At 63.4% G+C, this 13,085-nt stretch carries 12 protein-coding genes and 2 pseudogenes; 3 read left to right on the plus strand and 11 right to left on the minus strand.

Annotated elements, in window-relative coordinates:
- Positions 1-3,338 (minus strand): annotated as a pseudogene (locus AC3A5N_RS15910) (hypothetical protein); the annotation flags it as partial.
- A gap of 148 nt (positions 3,339-3,486) precedes the next feature.
- Entirely contained in the window at positions 3,487-4,017 is a 531-nt protein-coding gene (locus AC3A5N_RS15915) for a hypothetical protein (protein ID WP_487738299.1), read from the minus strand.
- A gap of 659 nt (positions 4,018-4,676) precedes the next feature.
- Here AC3A5N_RS15915 and AC3A5N_RS15920 point away from each other — a divergent pair.
- Entirely contained in the window at positions 4,677-5,348 is a 672-nt protein-coding gene (locus AC3A5N_RS15920) for a TetR/AcrR family transcriptional regulator (protein ID WP_487738300.1), read from the plus strand.
- 360 nt (positions 5,349-5,708) lie between these two features.
- On the opposite strand, the gene AC3A5N_RS15925 is transcribed toward AC3A5N_RS15920, so the two are convergent.
- Positions 5,709-5,912: a hypothetical protein gene (locus tag AC3A5N_RS15925; protein ID WP_487738301.1), complete on the minus strand. Its 204-nt coding sequence runs from the start codon at positions 5,910-5,912 to the stop codon at positions 5,709-5,711.
- 12 nt (positions 5,913-5,924) lie between these two features.
- The gene (gene traA, locus AC3A5N_RS15930; protein WP_487738302.1) at positions 5,925-8,663 is read right to left on the minus strand and encodes a Ti-type conjugative transfer relaxase TraA; all 2,739 of its coding nucleotides are present in this window, start codon (positions 8,661-8,663) and stop codon (positions 5,925-5,927) included.
- A gap of 145 nt (positions 8,664-8,808) precedes the next feature.
- Here traA and AC3A5N_RS15935 point away from each other — a divergent pair, with 145 nt between their 5' ends.
- On the plus strand, positions 8,809-9,132 hold the full coding sequence (locus AC3A5N_RS15935) for a conjugal transfer protein TraD (RefSeq protein WP_487738303.1): 324 nt from the start codon (positions 8,809-8,811) through the stop codon (positions 9,130-9,132).
- 16 nt (positions 9,133-9,148) lie between these two features.
- Entirely contained in the window at positions 9,149-9,358 is a 210-nt protein-coding gene (locus AC3A5N_RS15940) for a conjugal transfer protein TraD (RefSeq protein ID WP_487738304.1), read from the plus strand.
- A gap of 67 nt (positions 9,359-9,425) precedes the next feature.
- Here the strand turns inward: AC3A5N_RS15940 and AC3A5N_RS15945 are convergent, their stop codons facing one another.
- The 7 genes and pseudogenes from AC3A5N_RS15945 to AC3A5N_RS15975 all read right to left on the minus strand — a co-directional run.
- A complete protein-coding gene (locus tag AC3A5N_RS15945) occupies positions 9,426-9,944 on the minus strand; it encodes an SH3 domain-containing protein (RefSeq protein WP_487738305.1) in 519 nt (172 codons plus the stop codon).
- Positions 9,945-10,016: 72 nt separating this feature from the next.
- Positions 10,017-10,661 (minus strand): hypothetical protein, encoded by a 645-nt coding sequence (locus AC3A5N_RS15950; protein ID WP_487738306.1) that lies wholly within the window; start codon positions 10,659-10,661, stop codon positions 10,017-10,019.
- A gap of 119 nt (positions 10,662-10,780) precedes the next feature.
- Positions 10,781-10,990 (minus strand): DUF1508 domain-containing protein, encoded by a 210-nt coding sequence (locus tag AC3A5N_RS15955; protein WP_487738307.1) that lies wholly within the window; start codon positions 10,988-10,990, stop codon positions 10,781-10,783.
- 189 nt (positions 10,991-11,179) lie between these two features.
- On the minus strand, positions 11,180-11,503 hold the full coding sequence (locus AC3A5N_RS15960; RefSeq protein WP_487738308.1) for a DUF736 domain-containing protein: 324 nt from the start codon (positions 11,501-11,503) through the stop codon (positions 11,180-11,182).
- Positions 11,504-11,822: 319 nt separating this feature from the next.
- On the minus strand, positions 11,823-12,506 hold the full coding sequence (locus AC3A5N_RS15965; RefSeq protein WP_487738309.1) for a HEPN domain-containing protein: 684 nt from the start codon (positions 12,504-12,506) through the stop codon (positions 11,823-11,825).
- A 27-nt stretch (positions 12,507-12,533) separates the two neighbouring features.
- Positions 12,534-12,638: pseudogene (locus tag AC3A5N_RS15970) on the minus strand (nucleotidyltransferase domain-containing protein); the annotation flags it as partial.
- A gap of 160 nt (positions 12,639-12,798) precedes the next feature.
- The coding region (locus tag AC3A5N_RS15975) for an RNA polymerase sigma factor (RefSeq protein WP_487738310.1) at positions 12,799-13,085 on the minus strand (287 nt) is incomplete at its 5' end.

The raw sequence follows: 13,085 nt of genomic DNA on the forward strand, positions 1-13,085 counted from the left end.
GCGATGTTGTCCGCGCCGCCGGTGAACGCACCGCGGCCGCTGGCATAGCTCGGATCGCCGATCGCGACCGCGCCGTCACCATAGGCGGTGTTGCCCGAGCCGATCGAAACCGCCTTGCCGCCGGTCGCCGTCGCATTGGTGCCGAGCGCGACAGCATCCACGGCGTCCGCCGTCGCACCGGTGCCCATGGCCAGAGAATTCTGCGCCGAGGCGTTCGCGTCGACACCGATGGCGGTCGCATTGACCGCACTCGCATCCGCTAACGCGCCGACTGCGGTCGAGCCGCTTATTCCACTTGCACTGGCAGCCTGGCCGATCGCGACGCTGTTGGTGCCGGTAGCACTGGCCTGCCTGCCCATCGCGACAGCCGCCTGATCTGCTGCAACAGCGCCTGAACCGACTGCTGTCGAAAACAGTCCGCTTGCATCGGCCGAAGCACCCATTGCTAGCGACGCTTCGCCGGTGGCGGCGGATGAAGATCCGACTGCCGTGGCATTGGCGCCACCCGCCAAAGCGTCCACACCGCCTGCCAACGAATTGAAACCGGTGGCACCGTCATTGTTGTAGTTGCCGCCGACTACCCCCCCGTCGTTGACGCTGTAGTAATGCGCAGCCGCGCCAGTGACCGCCGATTGCAGCGACTGCTGCACGGCGAAGAGCTGCGAGCCGTTGATCGCGTCGGTTGAGGTGCCGCTGATCCGTCCCGCCGCAACGTTCTGGAGCTGGCGCTCGGAGCCGACGGCGCCGATCGAGACCACGCTGGTCGGGGTCGCGCCCGCGAAGTTGTAGGTCGTGCCGCGAATGGTCGTGCTCGCGGTCGGAACCGCCGCCGAAGTCACCGAGCCAGAGCCCAGCGCCACGGAGTCGGTGATGGTGGCCGATGCGCCGTCGCCGAGAGCGACGGCTGAGGGGGCATTGGCGACAGTCGCAAACCATCCGATCGCGATACCGTTTGTCGAAGCGGCGTCGACGGCAATCCCGGTATTCGCGCCCACTGCAATGGAGCCATCGGCTAGCGCAGCCACCTGATTACCGATGGCCGTAGAATTTACGCCAGCAGCATTGGTTCGGTAGCCTAATGCAAAGCTCTCCAGTCCGGTGGCAACAGCCTGATTCCCGACAGCGACCGCGACCCCGCCGTCCGCTCGGGAATTTACGCCGAGCGCTGTCGCGCCCGCACCGGCCGCCGAAGCCCGCAGGCCGGCGGCCATCGAGTTTGCACCTGTCGCGCCATCGTTGTTGTAGTTGCCGCCGACAACACCGCCGTCGTTGACGCTGTAATAGTGAACCGCAGCACCCGCGATGGTCGACTGCAATGCCTGATTGGTCGCGAACAGTTGCGAACCGTTGATGGCATCTGTCGAGGTGCCGCTGATCCGGCCCGCCGCCACGTTGGTGATGGTCCGCTCCGCGCCCGCCGCGCCGACGCTGACCGTCGAGGTCGGCGCGACGCCGGCGAATGCATAGTTGGTGCCGCCGAGCGTCACGCCGGGAGTAGCCACAGCGAGGTCTGTCGCCGAGCCCGAGCCCAGCGCCACATCACCTGCATTGTTCGCAACGGCCGTGTCACCGAAGGCGAGCGAGCCTGCGCCCAGCGCGCTACTGGTGCTGCCCAGCGCGACGCTGCCTTGGCCGACCACTGCGTTCTGATAACCGATGCCGACCGCGCCCTGCGCCGCCGTCCCAGGTGTGCTTACCGCCTGGCCGCCGCCGCCGACCATATTGGTGTTGCCCATTGCCACCGAGCCGTTGCCAGTGGCGGTGTTATCCATACCCTGCGCCACCGCGCCGTCGCCGGTCGCGGTGTTGGGATCGCCGATGGCGACCGCGCCGTTGCCGCTGGCGGTATTGCCCGCACCGATGGCGACGGCCTTGCCGGCGGTGGCGGTTGAACCGGTGCCGATCGCGACCGCATCTTCGGAGTCAGCCACTGCGCCCGTACCTGCGGCAATCGAGTTGACGGCCGATGCGGCGGCGTTCCGGCCGAGTGCCACGGCATTCAGATCGCTTGCGATGGCGCTGCGGCCGAGCGCGGTCGAGGCAATTCCGGAAGCGTTGGCGGAGATACCAAGCGCGGTCGCGCTCGCAGCGGAAACATTGGCCGAATTGCCGATGGCGATCGAGTTGATGTCCGAAACGGAGCTGTTGTAGCCGATCGCCAGCGACGCATCCCCGGTGACCGTCGCGCCTTGACCGAGAGCCACGGTGTTCGCGGCCCCTGCGTTGGCGCCAAGACCGATTGCAGTGGCCTGTTCGAACGACGCCTGCGCGCCTGTGCCCAGAGCGAGCGCGTTTTGGCCGCTCGCAGTCGCGGTGCTGCCGAGGGCGACGGAATTTTCAGCCAGGCTTTGCGAGGCCGCGCCCAGCGCAACCGAATTCAGGCCGGTGGAGTCGCTGTTCGTTCCGATCGAGATGGCTTGTTGGCCAATCGCCGCGGCATTCGCCATCAAAGCCATCGAGTTGACGCCAGAGGCCGTTGACTGATAGCCGAGCGCCACCGCGTTGGCCTGACTGGCCACCGAACTCGCGCCCATAGCCACTGCGGCGGTGCCGCCCCCATTTGCTAGGTGGCCGATCGCTATCGCCCGATCATTCGTCGCTTGGGCAACGGAACCGAATGCAATGCTGTTTAGGCCGGTGGCATCGCTCTGCGATCCGATTGATGTGGCATTGGAACCGCTTGCAACTGCCCCATTTCCGATCCCGATCGCGCTCACGTTGCTCGCGGTCGATCCGCTGCCGAGAGCGGTGGCGCTCGACCCCGTTGCCCTCGCGGCGTTTCCGAGTGCTGTGGCACTGGTTGCCGAAGCATTCGCGCTGACGCCCACGGCGGTCGTTGCTGTTCCGATTGCATCGGAATTGACGCCGATCGCGACCGAATTCACGCCATTCGAAAGGCTGTCGCATCCAACAGCAATACCGCCGGTGTTTGTGGTGCCACTCGTCGTAGCTGGAGCTGAACATCCGGTCCCGCCACTGATTGCGATCTGGCCGCCGTTGGGATTGGCTACCGTGCCGCCGCCAACCGGCGTGCTGGCAAACACGGGCGAAGAGAACAGCAAGGCGAGCGCCGTACCGGTAAACAGCCGCATGCCTGCCCCCGAGGCGCCGGGCACGAGCGCGTCATGCGCGCCGACGTTCACCGCGCGAGCGCCGCCGCCGAAGCCGAGGGCGCCCACGCCGAGGTTCTTGCGGTCGATGCCGAGCACGCGGTGCGCCATGCGCAGCACGGACATCAGCCGGCGCCGCTGGGAGGCACTGCATCCTGCGCCCGCGATCCAGTTTTCGGCGAACCGCGCGCCACGTTGCCGCTTCGAGACTGCATCGAGACCAAGCATGACAAACTCCCTCGTAGTAGATTCCCCGCGCCGGCTACCGGAAACGGGACACACGAAACCCCTCGGCCAGACGCGGGTGCGCCGGCCCATCGACACTCACATTCACTGATGCCGGCCCGCTTCATCGCGGGCCGGACCCGGCCTGCTGCTAGGCGCCCGACAAGGGGGCGACCGTCACCACGACACAGGAATTTCCGCTGCTCACCAACATCGCCTGCCCCTGATTTCCGCCAAGGTTGTAGAGTGGCACGTCCACGAGATTGCCCGCCGGCGTGCTGCCGCTTGGAAGCAGGCCGATCACTTCGGCGCAGGGCTGCTGGAACGGCGCGACGCGCACGAGCTGCCCTTCGCAGCTCTGCCCGACCGGGGCGGCCAGCACGACGCCGGCGGCCGATCCGCGCAGTTCGGGCGTGTCATAGGAAATGCCCGCGACGCCCTGCACCGCATGGGCGTCCGGGCTTTCGTCGCTCGCATGGACCTGCACGGCGTAGGTCGAGCCGGCGGTCGTCATCGCGCCGGCGGTGGAGAAGAGGTTGGCGCAGCGCTGGACACCGAGCTGCTCCGCCTGCTGGCGGAAGGCGTCGACGTTCTGCGCCGGCGCGGGTGCGGCCTGCTGCGACTGGGCAGCCGACTGCGTGGCGCTCAGCAGCACCGCAGCGATCGCGATTCCGCGCAGCATCGGCACTCTCGAAGAGAATAGCTGGGCACGCCGCCCGGCCAAACACGACGCTCCGCCGCGCCGCTTCAATCCTTCTGTCGACAAACCCATCACTGCGTCTCCTCTCAACGGGGAGCGAGGCAGCAGACGCACGAAGCTCCCCGCCGACCAAAGTTATTCGGCCCACGAATGGAAGTATCGATCACGAAGACCCTGCACCATATCAGATGCTAGATGTACGATTTCGCCCCTGCGCCCCCGATGCACATTCCCCTATGCGACTGCTGCACACAATATGAACGGCGTTTCTAGGTCATGTCTAGGACTTTTTTGCTATATCGGCAAAATTTCACAATTCTTTTTAGTTAGCTTACTTACGGCTAACACGCTCAAGTGCAATTACTACCTCGATCTTAACCACCACAATGCCACTTTAGCGCACACTTCAAAGGGACGGCAGGCATGTGAACGGCGAGTATTTTAGCCCGCCAAGTTGCAATTTCGCGTAGCGGCGAGATGAGAAGTTTCGCCAACTGGTTGATTTGTGGCGAAGAGAGCATCGGCGTTGGCTCACCGGGCGCACTTCGAGAGAGCCTCGTCTCTACTGCCCGTCAGGAGGCTTTGACCCGGTGTCCGAAAAAGCATAGTAACGTGGCTCGGTGTTAGGCAGGATCAAGAAGATGTCCGACTCATCAAGTCACGAGCAATCGGCGCTTCCGAAACGCGCATATCACAAAGGCAAAGTTGCTGGCGATTTGCGCAAGGCCGCCGAACGAATTCTTGCTTCCGAAGATCTGGAGAATGTCACCGTTCGCAGACTCACACGGGAGGTCGGCGTTGCCCCAGCTAATTTCTATAATCATTTTCATAATCTTGACGAGCTTCTCTTTCTGATTGGCTCATCGTCACTCGACCATGCAATTTCGCGTGCAGTTTCGATCTGGTCTACCGAGGGAAGCAAGCAGGAGTTGCTTGTCGCAGCCGCAATCGACTTCATTCGGTTCTGCTTGCAAAACAGACAGCTCATGCGCCTCATGTTGCGCCCCCAGGCTCACGAGACGACCGCCAAATACGTGGAGACCTCAGACCGGTCGTTCGGGGAGATCGTTCGCTTCATCCATGGAGACAATGCCGATCTTTCGGCGCCTGCGTGCGATTCCGCCCACTATGGCGTGGCAGTAGGATACATCGCACTCACATACGGCTTTGCGCAAATCCTTGCCGAAGGTCGATTCGGCCTCGACGTCGACAATGAGACCGAACTCTCCCACTTCGTCCGGAACGGCATTCTCCCATTTCTCGACGGCTCGGCGGCGGCTGTTCTGCGCGACAGTCATCATGGTTCTTCCTGACCACGGAACCTCCGCCGCGCCTAGCAATCGCTGCTGCGAATGACAGAATTTGGGCCGTCTACCGCCGGTCAGCTCTCAGCCCCACGTCGCAGAAGTAGACGTTGGGACGGCCGAGGCCCTCTCGATGTAAACGAAATGCTCGTCGATCCAGCTTGTTGTGAGCGGAGAGCGGCTTGTCTGCTTCTCACACGCCTGTGAAGACAGGATTCGAACCTGTGATCTCTGCCTTCGGAGTGCGGCGGCGCCGAACGCGCGATATGAAGGCACGTAGCTGCCGCCGGTTCCTACCTGAAAGAATGGCAGGTTTCGGGACCGCACCGGGACCGGTCGATCGACCGATATCGGGGCGCATAGCGCTTTTCAAAGCCCCAGCCCCCGTTCCCGCCCCAACATACGGCCCAAGGCCTGCGCGATCCGGCGCGAGCGTTGAAGCTCATCGCTGATGCCGCCGTCGAAGCTGCCTGGTGACCACTCGATCGACCATTCGCGGCTAAGCCCAAGCTGGCCGGCGCGCTTGAACAGAGCCGCGCCCATCTGCGGGTCCTTCTCGACCGACCGCGCCATGGCGGTGAGCCGTCAGTCGGTCGCATCTCGCTCTTCGAAATGCTGCCATCCGCCAAGCTGTTCGCGCCGCTGGCGCAGGCGCCGCCATTCGGCAACGAAGCGATCGGCCCGCATCTCGGGATCGGTGCGCCACCTGGTCTGCTGCTCCATCGCGTTGATGGCTCGGTCGGTGTTCCCGCCGGCGGCTTCGTCGATCAGCCTGAGATCGCCAGAGAATGCATTCTCGAGATCGGTTCGCCCGTGGGCCCGCAGAGCATCGAGCGCTGCGCGGCTTGCGGTGAGTTCAATGCCCTGCTCCCTGGTGTAGTCCTGACCCAGGGCGTGCGCAGCGCGCATATCGCGCACAATCCGCGCGTGCCGCACGACCGCGGCTGAGAGCCTCGACTGGTGCCTGCGAGCAGCTGCCGCGTACCGATCAAGAGGACTGAGGGCTCTTTCGGGTGCAGGCGGTTTACGGTCCGGCAGCGGCTCCATCCTCAGCTTAAGCCCCGCAAACGGATCGCGCTTCTTCGCCGGCTCCGGCACCTTTGGCGCCGGCGCATAGTCACGCGCCATATCCTTCGCCCGCTCCCGGCTGAGCACGCGCACGAGCTTCGAGCGATCTGCAAAGTCATCTCTGCCGAAGTGCAGATCGACGCGGTCCCGATGCCGCGACAGCGCGACGTAGGCTGCATGCCGGTCGAGCCCAGGCGTCGCTAGCACATGCACCCGGTCGACCGTCATGCCCTGCGCCTTGTGGATCGTCGCGGCGTAACCGTGATCGATGTCGCGATACTCCTTGCAGTCGAACGCGACGCTCCGCCCGTCATCGAGCACGACCTGCATGCGGGACGCATTCACACTTCGCACCGTCCCGATCGAGCCGTTCTTCACCTCAAGGTCGCGCTCGTTGCGCAGGAACATGATCCTGTCCCCGGCGGCGAACGTTCGTATGCCGCGGGTCACCTGCAGGGTAGTTTCACGGCCAAGCTCGCCGGCCACCCGCATACTGGTTCGCGCCGCCTGGTTGAGCGCGCGGACATCCTCGTTGGTGTGCGTGAGGATGATGCGGCTGCTCTCGGGCTCCTCCTGCCGATCCCGATCCCAGCACGCAATCAGCTGCTTGCGCGCCTCCTCGCGCGTGGCGGACGCATGCACATGACCTGCCTCATCATAGGCCGCGATCGCCTGGCCGGTCCGTTCCGTCGCCAGCTTGCGCGTCGCATCCCTCTGCCAGTCCTCGCGCTGCCGGCGAACGGTGGTGATCTCGGCGCTGCCATGCCGCTCGGTGATCGAGCGGAACGCCGCACCTGCCTCGATCGTCTGGAGTTGCTCGACATCGCCAACCAGCACGACCTTGGCGCCGCGCTTCGATGCTTCGGAGATCACCCGCTCCATCTGCCGCGTGCCGATCATTCCGGCCTCATCGATGACGAGAACATCGCGATCGGTGAGCAACTCGCGCCCTTGCGCCCACTGGTGTTCCAAACTCGCGATCGTGCGCGAGGCTATGCCCGACCCGCTCTCCAGGTTCTCGGCTGCGATGCCCGCCAGCGCCGCACCGCGCACGCGGTATCCAGCGCTTTCCCAACCATCGCGCGCCAGGCCCAGAACGGCAGATTTGCCGGTCCCGGCGTAGCCGGTGACGTTTGCAATGTCGGCGCCGCAGAGTATGCGCTCCAGCGCGGTCTTCTGTTCCTCTCCAAGGGTTAGACCGCGCCTCCCGGCGGATGCGATCGATCGCCCGATTGTGTCTGCCGGGAGGCTATGATGCCGCCGCATCGAGAGCTTGTCCGCCGCCCGCTCGAGGCGGTCCTCGCACTCCAACATTGCGCGCGAGATGAACCGCTCTTCGCCGCGCCCGTCACGCCCGAGCCGCATCAGCTCGGACGAGCGCTTCACCTCGCTGAGCACTTGGTCGAACTGCTCCTTGCCGTCGCTGTGCCGGTGCACGAACCGCGCAAGGTCGCGCGCGGTGAACGTGGCTTGGCTGTGCGTGATCGCATCAAGCGCCAGCGCCGGGTTGGCGAGAATACGCTCGCCGTTCCTCCGCGCGATCTCCACATGCTCGTCGAGCCGTTCGCTCTCGAGCCCCTGCTCGGCCATGCGCGAGGCGGCGGGACCGATCTTGTTCTGCGGCTCGAGTTCGATCCCTTGTGCTTCCAATGTCCGGTGATCGATCCGTGCATCGATATCGAGCTCGGCCAACCGCGAGTTCACATGCTCGGCCCATGCCTCGCGCCAGTGACTGAGGAGATCGGTGCGGTTCCAGTCTCGGACTTTGGCGCCAAAGCCCTGCTCATCGACTTCGCGCATCGAGAGCATGACATGCGCATGGGGCTTCGCCTCGCCGTCAGCGCCTACATCCCAGTGCACATTGAGGTCGGCGATCATTCCCCTCGCCACGAACTCGCGTTCGACAAAGTCACGCGCCAGGCGAATGCCCTCTGCTTCATCCAACTCGCGCGGCAATGCGAACTCGACCTCGCGGGCGAGCTGCGCATCCTTGCGCACTTCGGCTGCCTCAACCGCGTTCCATAGAGCTTCTCGGTCAGCAAGATGCTCGGGCGCATGCTCCGGCAGCAGCACTTCGGAATGCACGACGCCGGCCTTGTTCGAGAAGTCGTGGTGCCGGTCCAGCCGCTGATCGTGAAGCCGCGAGGCCGAGCGGTAGGCGGCGGCCGCCACCGCCGATGAACCGGCGGCGCGGGAGATCACTTTGGCGGAGAAGTGGTAGATCGCCATGGCGACCATACCAGTTACACCAAGCAAGCGACGTCGGCACGACGTATAAGCGCGCCCTCGAAAGAATTCATCTTTCTCGGGACGGCCGCGTCTCACAAGATTTCAGGGCATTGCCGCTAATCGAGCGCCTCGATAACTGGACCACCTCCACCAATCAACTGGAGGACAGATCATGCGCAGACCCCGCGACTATGATGCCGAACTCAAAGCGCTCAATGCGAAGGCGAAAGAACTCAAAGAACGCAAGCTGCGGCAGTTCGGCACGCTGGTGGTTGCCACCGGCGCCGACACCCTGCCGGTCGAGGAACTTGTGGGCACGCTGCTGCTTACGGTCGAAGGCAAAGGACCACCGAAAGACGAGTGCCAGCGGCGCGGAGAGCGGTTCTTTCGCAGGTCGCCGCGAGGGGCTGCGCAGCGCAGCGATCGGCGCACGAGCGGCAGCGCTGCGGATGCAGGCAGCACGCCATCGGCTGCTGGCGAAGCGGGCGCGGCATGACACGCGTGCGTGGCAGGTGAAGCGCCGCGAACGCACGCGGCAGCTGATCGAGCTGGGCGGACTTGTTGCCAAGGCAGGCCTCATCGAACTGACCGATGACGATCGGGCGGTGATCTTCGGAATATTGGTCGAAGCAGTGGCGAGGCTCCGCAGCGAAAGCGGCGAGCAAGCGATGCTGTTGTGGCGGCGGCGAGGTAAGCGTGCGTTTAACTTGGACGAGGAGTAACGCAGGCTCGATGGGTCGTGCAGGCCCGCTTTACCCAAGGAAGCGACCGAGAGTCGCGTTTGGATATTCAGCAAAGGCTCTCGCAAGGAATGCCGTCGTTGTCTCCGTCCAGGCGCCCCACGCCACATTGATGATAGTAGAACTGCGCTTCCTCGCACGAGCTCATGCCAGAGCAATACGGCGCTGCGCCACAGGATCGCCCAGGCGACCCGCGAGCCGGTGACGGGGCGTACCAAGCTTGCGGAGTTGGCGTAGATCGCGCTGGTGGCCGGGAGCTGGAAAGGTAATCACTTGAGACCCAGCACTGACCGCTGAACGTTTCGACAAGAGACCAGCCATTCTGGCGGTCGACTATCGATAGTTCCTCGCCATAGGAGAACTGGGTCGATGCCGGCGCAGCGGTCGTGCGGCCCGACCGGCAATTGAGCGCGCTTGCCGTGACGTACGCAGTCTCAGTTTCCGTCCAGGTCACGCCGTCATCATCCGGCTGGTCCGAACTACATTTCCCGAATATCAGAAGGATGATGCCGAATAGCAGCATCCACCCGCAGCCCGAATTGGACGTGTTGCTTTGAACTCCCCCCATATCGCTGATATAGCACGTCGGTCGCAGGAATTCTTTAAAATGCTGACCAGAGCGAAAGGCAACGCGGGTGCCTCATGCAGAGGCAGATTTTCTCCGATTTCCCCATTTCCGACGTCGCTCTTGAGGCGAGGGTTCTTGCCCTTGTAGGTACAGCGGAGTCTTCTCGATTGGTGGCGGCCAATCGGGCTTTTCAAGCGATCCTTGGTAGGTTGCTAGAAGATTCAGAAGGCCATCGCCTGTTGCGCCAAGTTCTTGCTGAATAGCCGCCCCGTAACCAATCAGCTTGTGGATGCCGCCCGTAGCCGCCTCAAGGTCCGCTTGTGATAGGTGGCGGTTGAAGAAGCGCACTCGCCCTTTGCCGTCCATAGTGAACAGGATGGCATCGGCTTTTGGGATTAGGTTTCGAGTGCCGTAGATGCCGTGGATGTAGAAGTTCCGATAACCGAGAAGGGTGCTGTAGCCTTTCGAAAAGTGCCGCAGGTGCTCTCCCACCTTGCCCATCTCTTCGACGGTTAGATCGTGGCTTGCCGCCTCAATTGCTTCCATGAGGGTGCGGTTGCCCAGTTCGGCAGTTATCGCCATGCTGATCGTGCTCTCTCCCATGAGGAGTTGGGCGATTTGTTTCGCGACCATTTCGGCGTGGTTCCAGAAGATGATGAACCACATAAATCGGCTCGCTAGCCCCTCACTGTCGGATATCTTAGGGTCGACTGCCATGGCTGGTCATCCTGAAACCTATTTCGAAGAGGAAACCGTGCGCCGCCGCGAGGCAGCACAAAAGCGGAGATTGGCAACGCCGCACAAACCGCACGAGAAACTGAAAAAGGGGCGAAAGCCTAGCGGTTAAGGCGCGCCGTCACCGCGTCTGTTTGCCAGACCGGATGGGGGCTCCCGAGCGTTTGTATGCCGTTCAGGCAATCATCGAAGTTGTGATAGCCCTCTGCGCTGTCGGCGGTTGTCTTGTAATTCGCCGCTTGAAAGCGCCAACGGAATTTTCTCGCCGTGTCGAGGTAGATCAGAAAAGACGGATAAGGACGCGTTGCCATGAATACCCCCCCTGAACAGTGCTGGTCCTTCACCTATTCGGTAGGTGAGTCGCGCTATTCGTTTGAAGTCATAGCACCGTCGCGAGAGGTTGCGGAGTCTGCTACTGACGCAGCTGTTTGCAAGGCGCTACCAGCATAGGAGTCAGAGCGAGACTGCCGCGGCGCCGCAGCGCCGCGGGAGCCGTTCGTTCAATCCGCCGGATTCCAGAGGATCGCGAACCGGTCGTCGCGCTTCTCGCCAGCTACCTGGACGAGATTGGCGTAGAGCCTGCGCGGCCCGAACTCAGGGGCGGCAAAGCTGAGCGAGACGTAAGTGCGCCCGCTTGCTTCGGAGCGCCGATTCCACCCGGCGCCGATTTCGACGTCGCCGACATAGACCCGGTAGTCGGGCTGAACCTCGCTGGCCTTGCGAGGATTGGCGGCGATGGTGATGTCCTCGCGGATGCTGATGGTCTTCAGCTGCCCCTTGAAGGTGCCGTCTTCCTGGGCGGTGACATATCCGATGGCAGGCATGATGCTTTCTCCTTGTCTGTCGACCGGGACCCGTTCCCTGTCGATGGGCCGACCGAAACGGGCGGGACAAGAAGGACGCGAACCCGAAGGGCCGCAGCGTCAGCGAAGGACCGGAGCCGCGAGATTGTTGGTCCGCGAGGAGCCGCATTTATGCGGCGGGGAAGAATCTCGCGCAGCGATGGTTTCGAGGCCTTCGACCGGCCGTAGGTCAAGGGCTCAGGAGACGGAGGAACACGGGTTCCGGCGGCAGTGCAGGAGCAACCTGCCGAGCACGCGCATGTCTGCGCCATGGACGCCACCCTTCAGCCGGTCTTGGGGGCTAGGCCGCTGCTTCGGTCTTCAGCACCGCCAGTCGCTCGCAGCACACATCGCCGACAAGGTCGCGTAGCCCCGCGATGCGGACAGACAGCGCATCAAGATCCTCGGCGGTGATCGAGTAGCTCGCCGAGTAGCGCGCCTCGACATAAGCGCGCTTCAGCCGCTCGAACCGCCTTCTGTCGATCTTGCTCGCGCGCGGCCAAGCCTCGACCAGCCGCGGCTCCTTGTCCTCGGCGAGTGAGCGCAGGAACTTGATGTTGTGCGAGCGCGGAAAATAGAGCGTCCGCACCAGCAGGAAGCAGATGTAGAAGCGCTCAGTGGCTTGATGGAACTGAAAGGCTGCTTCCTTCAAGCGGCCTTGTCCCTGAACGTAGGTCGCCGTGTCGAGAAACCCATCAGCCGTAGGAAACCACTCGTCAAAATACTCCTGCGCCATCCGATGCGCGTCTGACGGCGTCAGCGGCTTGGGCGTAGCGAGCGAATGACAAGGCAGCTCGTAAACGATGCAGCCATCACGCGCGATATCGACCCAGAAGTATTCGCCGCGGACGAGCGCCTGGTTCACCTCGTCGAGCGAGTGGACGATGATGTTGACCGGACGCTCAATGGTGGGATCGCGCGCGATCCGGTCCTCGGCGATATACCAGTAGTCGGCGATATCGGTCAGGTCTTCGTGGCTGACCACGATCAGGAGATCGAAGTCGGACTGGTAGCCGTTCTCGGGCTCATCGACCCAGTCGCCCCGCGCATAGGAGCCGAACAGGATGATCTTGTAGACCTTACCGCTGCGCTTGTGGGTGGACGTCGCGTTGGCGATCGCCTTCTCGAACTCCTCGAGCGGATCTCGCGGATGCGGGCGAGCTCCTGCTGCTGCTGGTCGGGCAGATGGTCGAGGCTGGTCTTCATGGTTCCCTCACCCTAGCGGCAGGATGCCGCTTAGCACAGCCTCGCCGGCCGTGGCCGGCGAGGCTGGAAGTTCACCAGCGGACGGGGTCGCCGACCCAGCGCAGCCAGCGCTGCCATCTTGGTCCGGGATAGTGCTCACGAAGCGCGCGGCGGACCTGCCGGATCGCAGCGGCAAGCTCGCGCTCGACCTGCCTGGTGGTGATCCCCAGCCGCGCAGCAATGTCACGGTAGTCGGCATCATCGATCCGCACGGCAAGGTATACCTCGCGCTGCCGACCGGACATGCGCCGCAGCGCGCGGTTCACGCGCTCGATCCCTTCTTCTCGGCTCATCCCTTCGGGCATCATCCTGCCTCCGG

The organism is Pelagerythrobacter sp. Soil_C_18, from assembly GCF_057657235.1.

Excerpts from the sequence above, each read along its gene's own strand:
- AC3A5N_RS15915 (WP_487738299.1), bottom strand. The coding sequence starts at position 4,017 with ATGCTGCGCGGAATCGCGATCGCTGCGGTGCTGCTGAGCGCCACGCAG.
- AC3A5N_RS15920 (WP_487738300.1), top strand. The coding sequence starts at position 4,677 with ATGTCCGACTCATCAAGTCACGAGCAATCGGCGCTTCCGAAACGCGCA.
- AC3A5N_RS15955 (WP_487738307.1), bottom strand. The coding sequence starts at position 10,990 with ATGGCAACGCGTCCTTATCCGTCTTTTCTGATCTACCTCGACACGGCG.
- AC3A5N_RS15960 (WP_487738308.1), bottom strand. The coding sequence starts at position 11,503 with ATGCCTGCCATCGGATATGTCACCGCCCAGGAAGACGGCACCTTCAAG.
- AC3A5N_RS15935 (WP_487738303.1), top strand. The coding sequence starts at position 8,809 with ATGCGCAGACCCCGCGACTATGATGCCGAACTCAAAGCGCTCAATGCG.
- AC3A5N_RS15945 (WP_487738305.1), bottom strand. The coding sequence starts at position 9,944 with ATGGGGGGAGTTCAAAGCAACACGTCCAATTCGGGCTGCGGGTGGATG.
- AC3A5N_RS15950 (WP_487738306.1), bottom strand. The coding sequence starts at position 10,661 with ATGGCAGTCGACCCTAAGATATCCGACAGTGAGGGGCTAGCGAGCCGA.
- AC3A5N_RS15925 (WP_487738301.1), bottom strand. The coding sequence starts at position 5,912 with ATGGCGCGGTCGGTCGAGAAGGACCCGCAGATGGGCGCGGCTCTGTTC.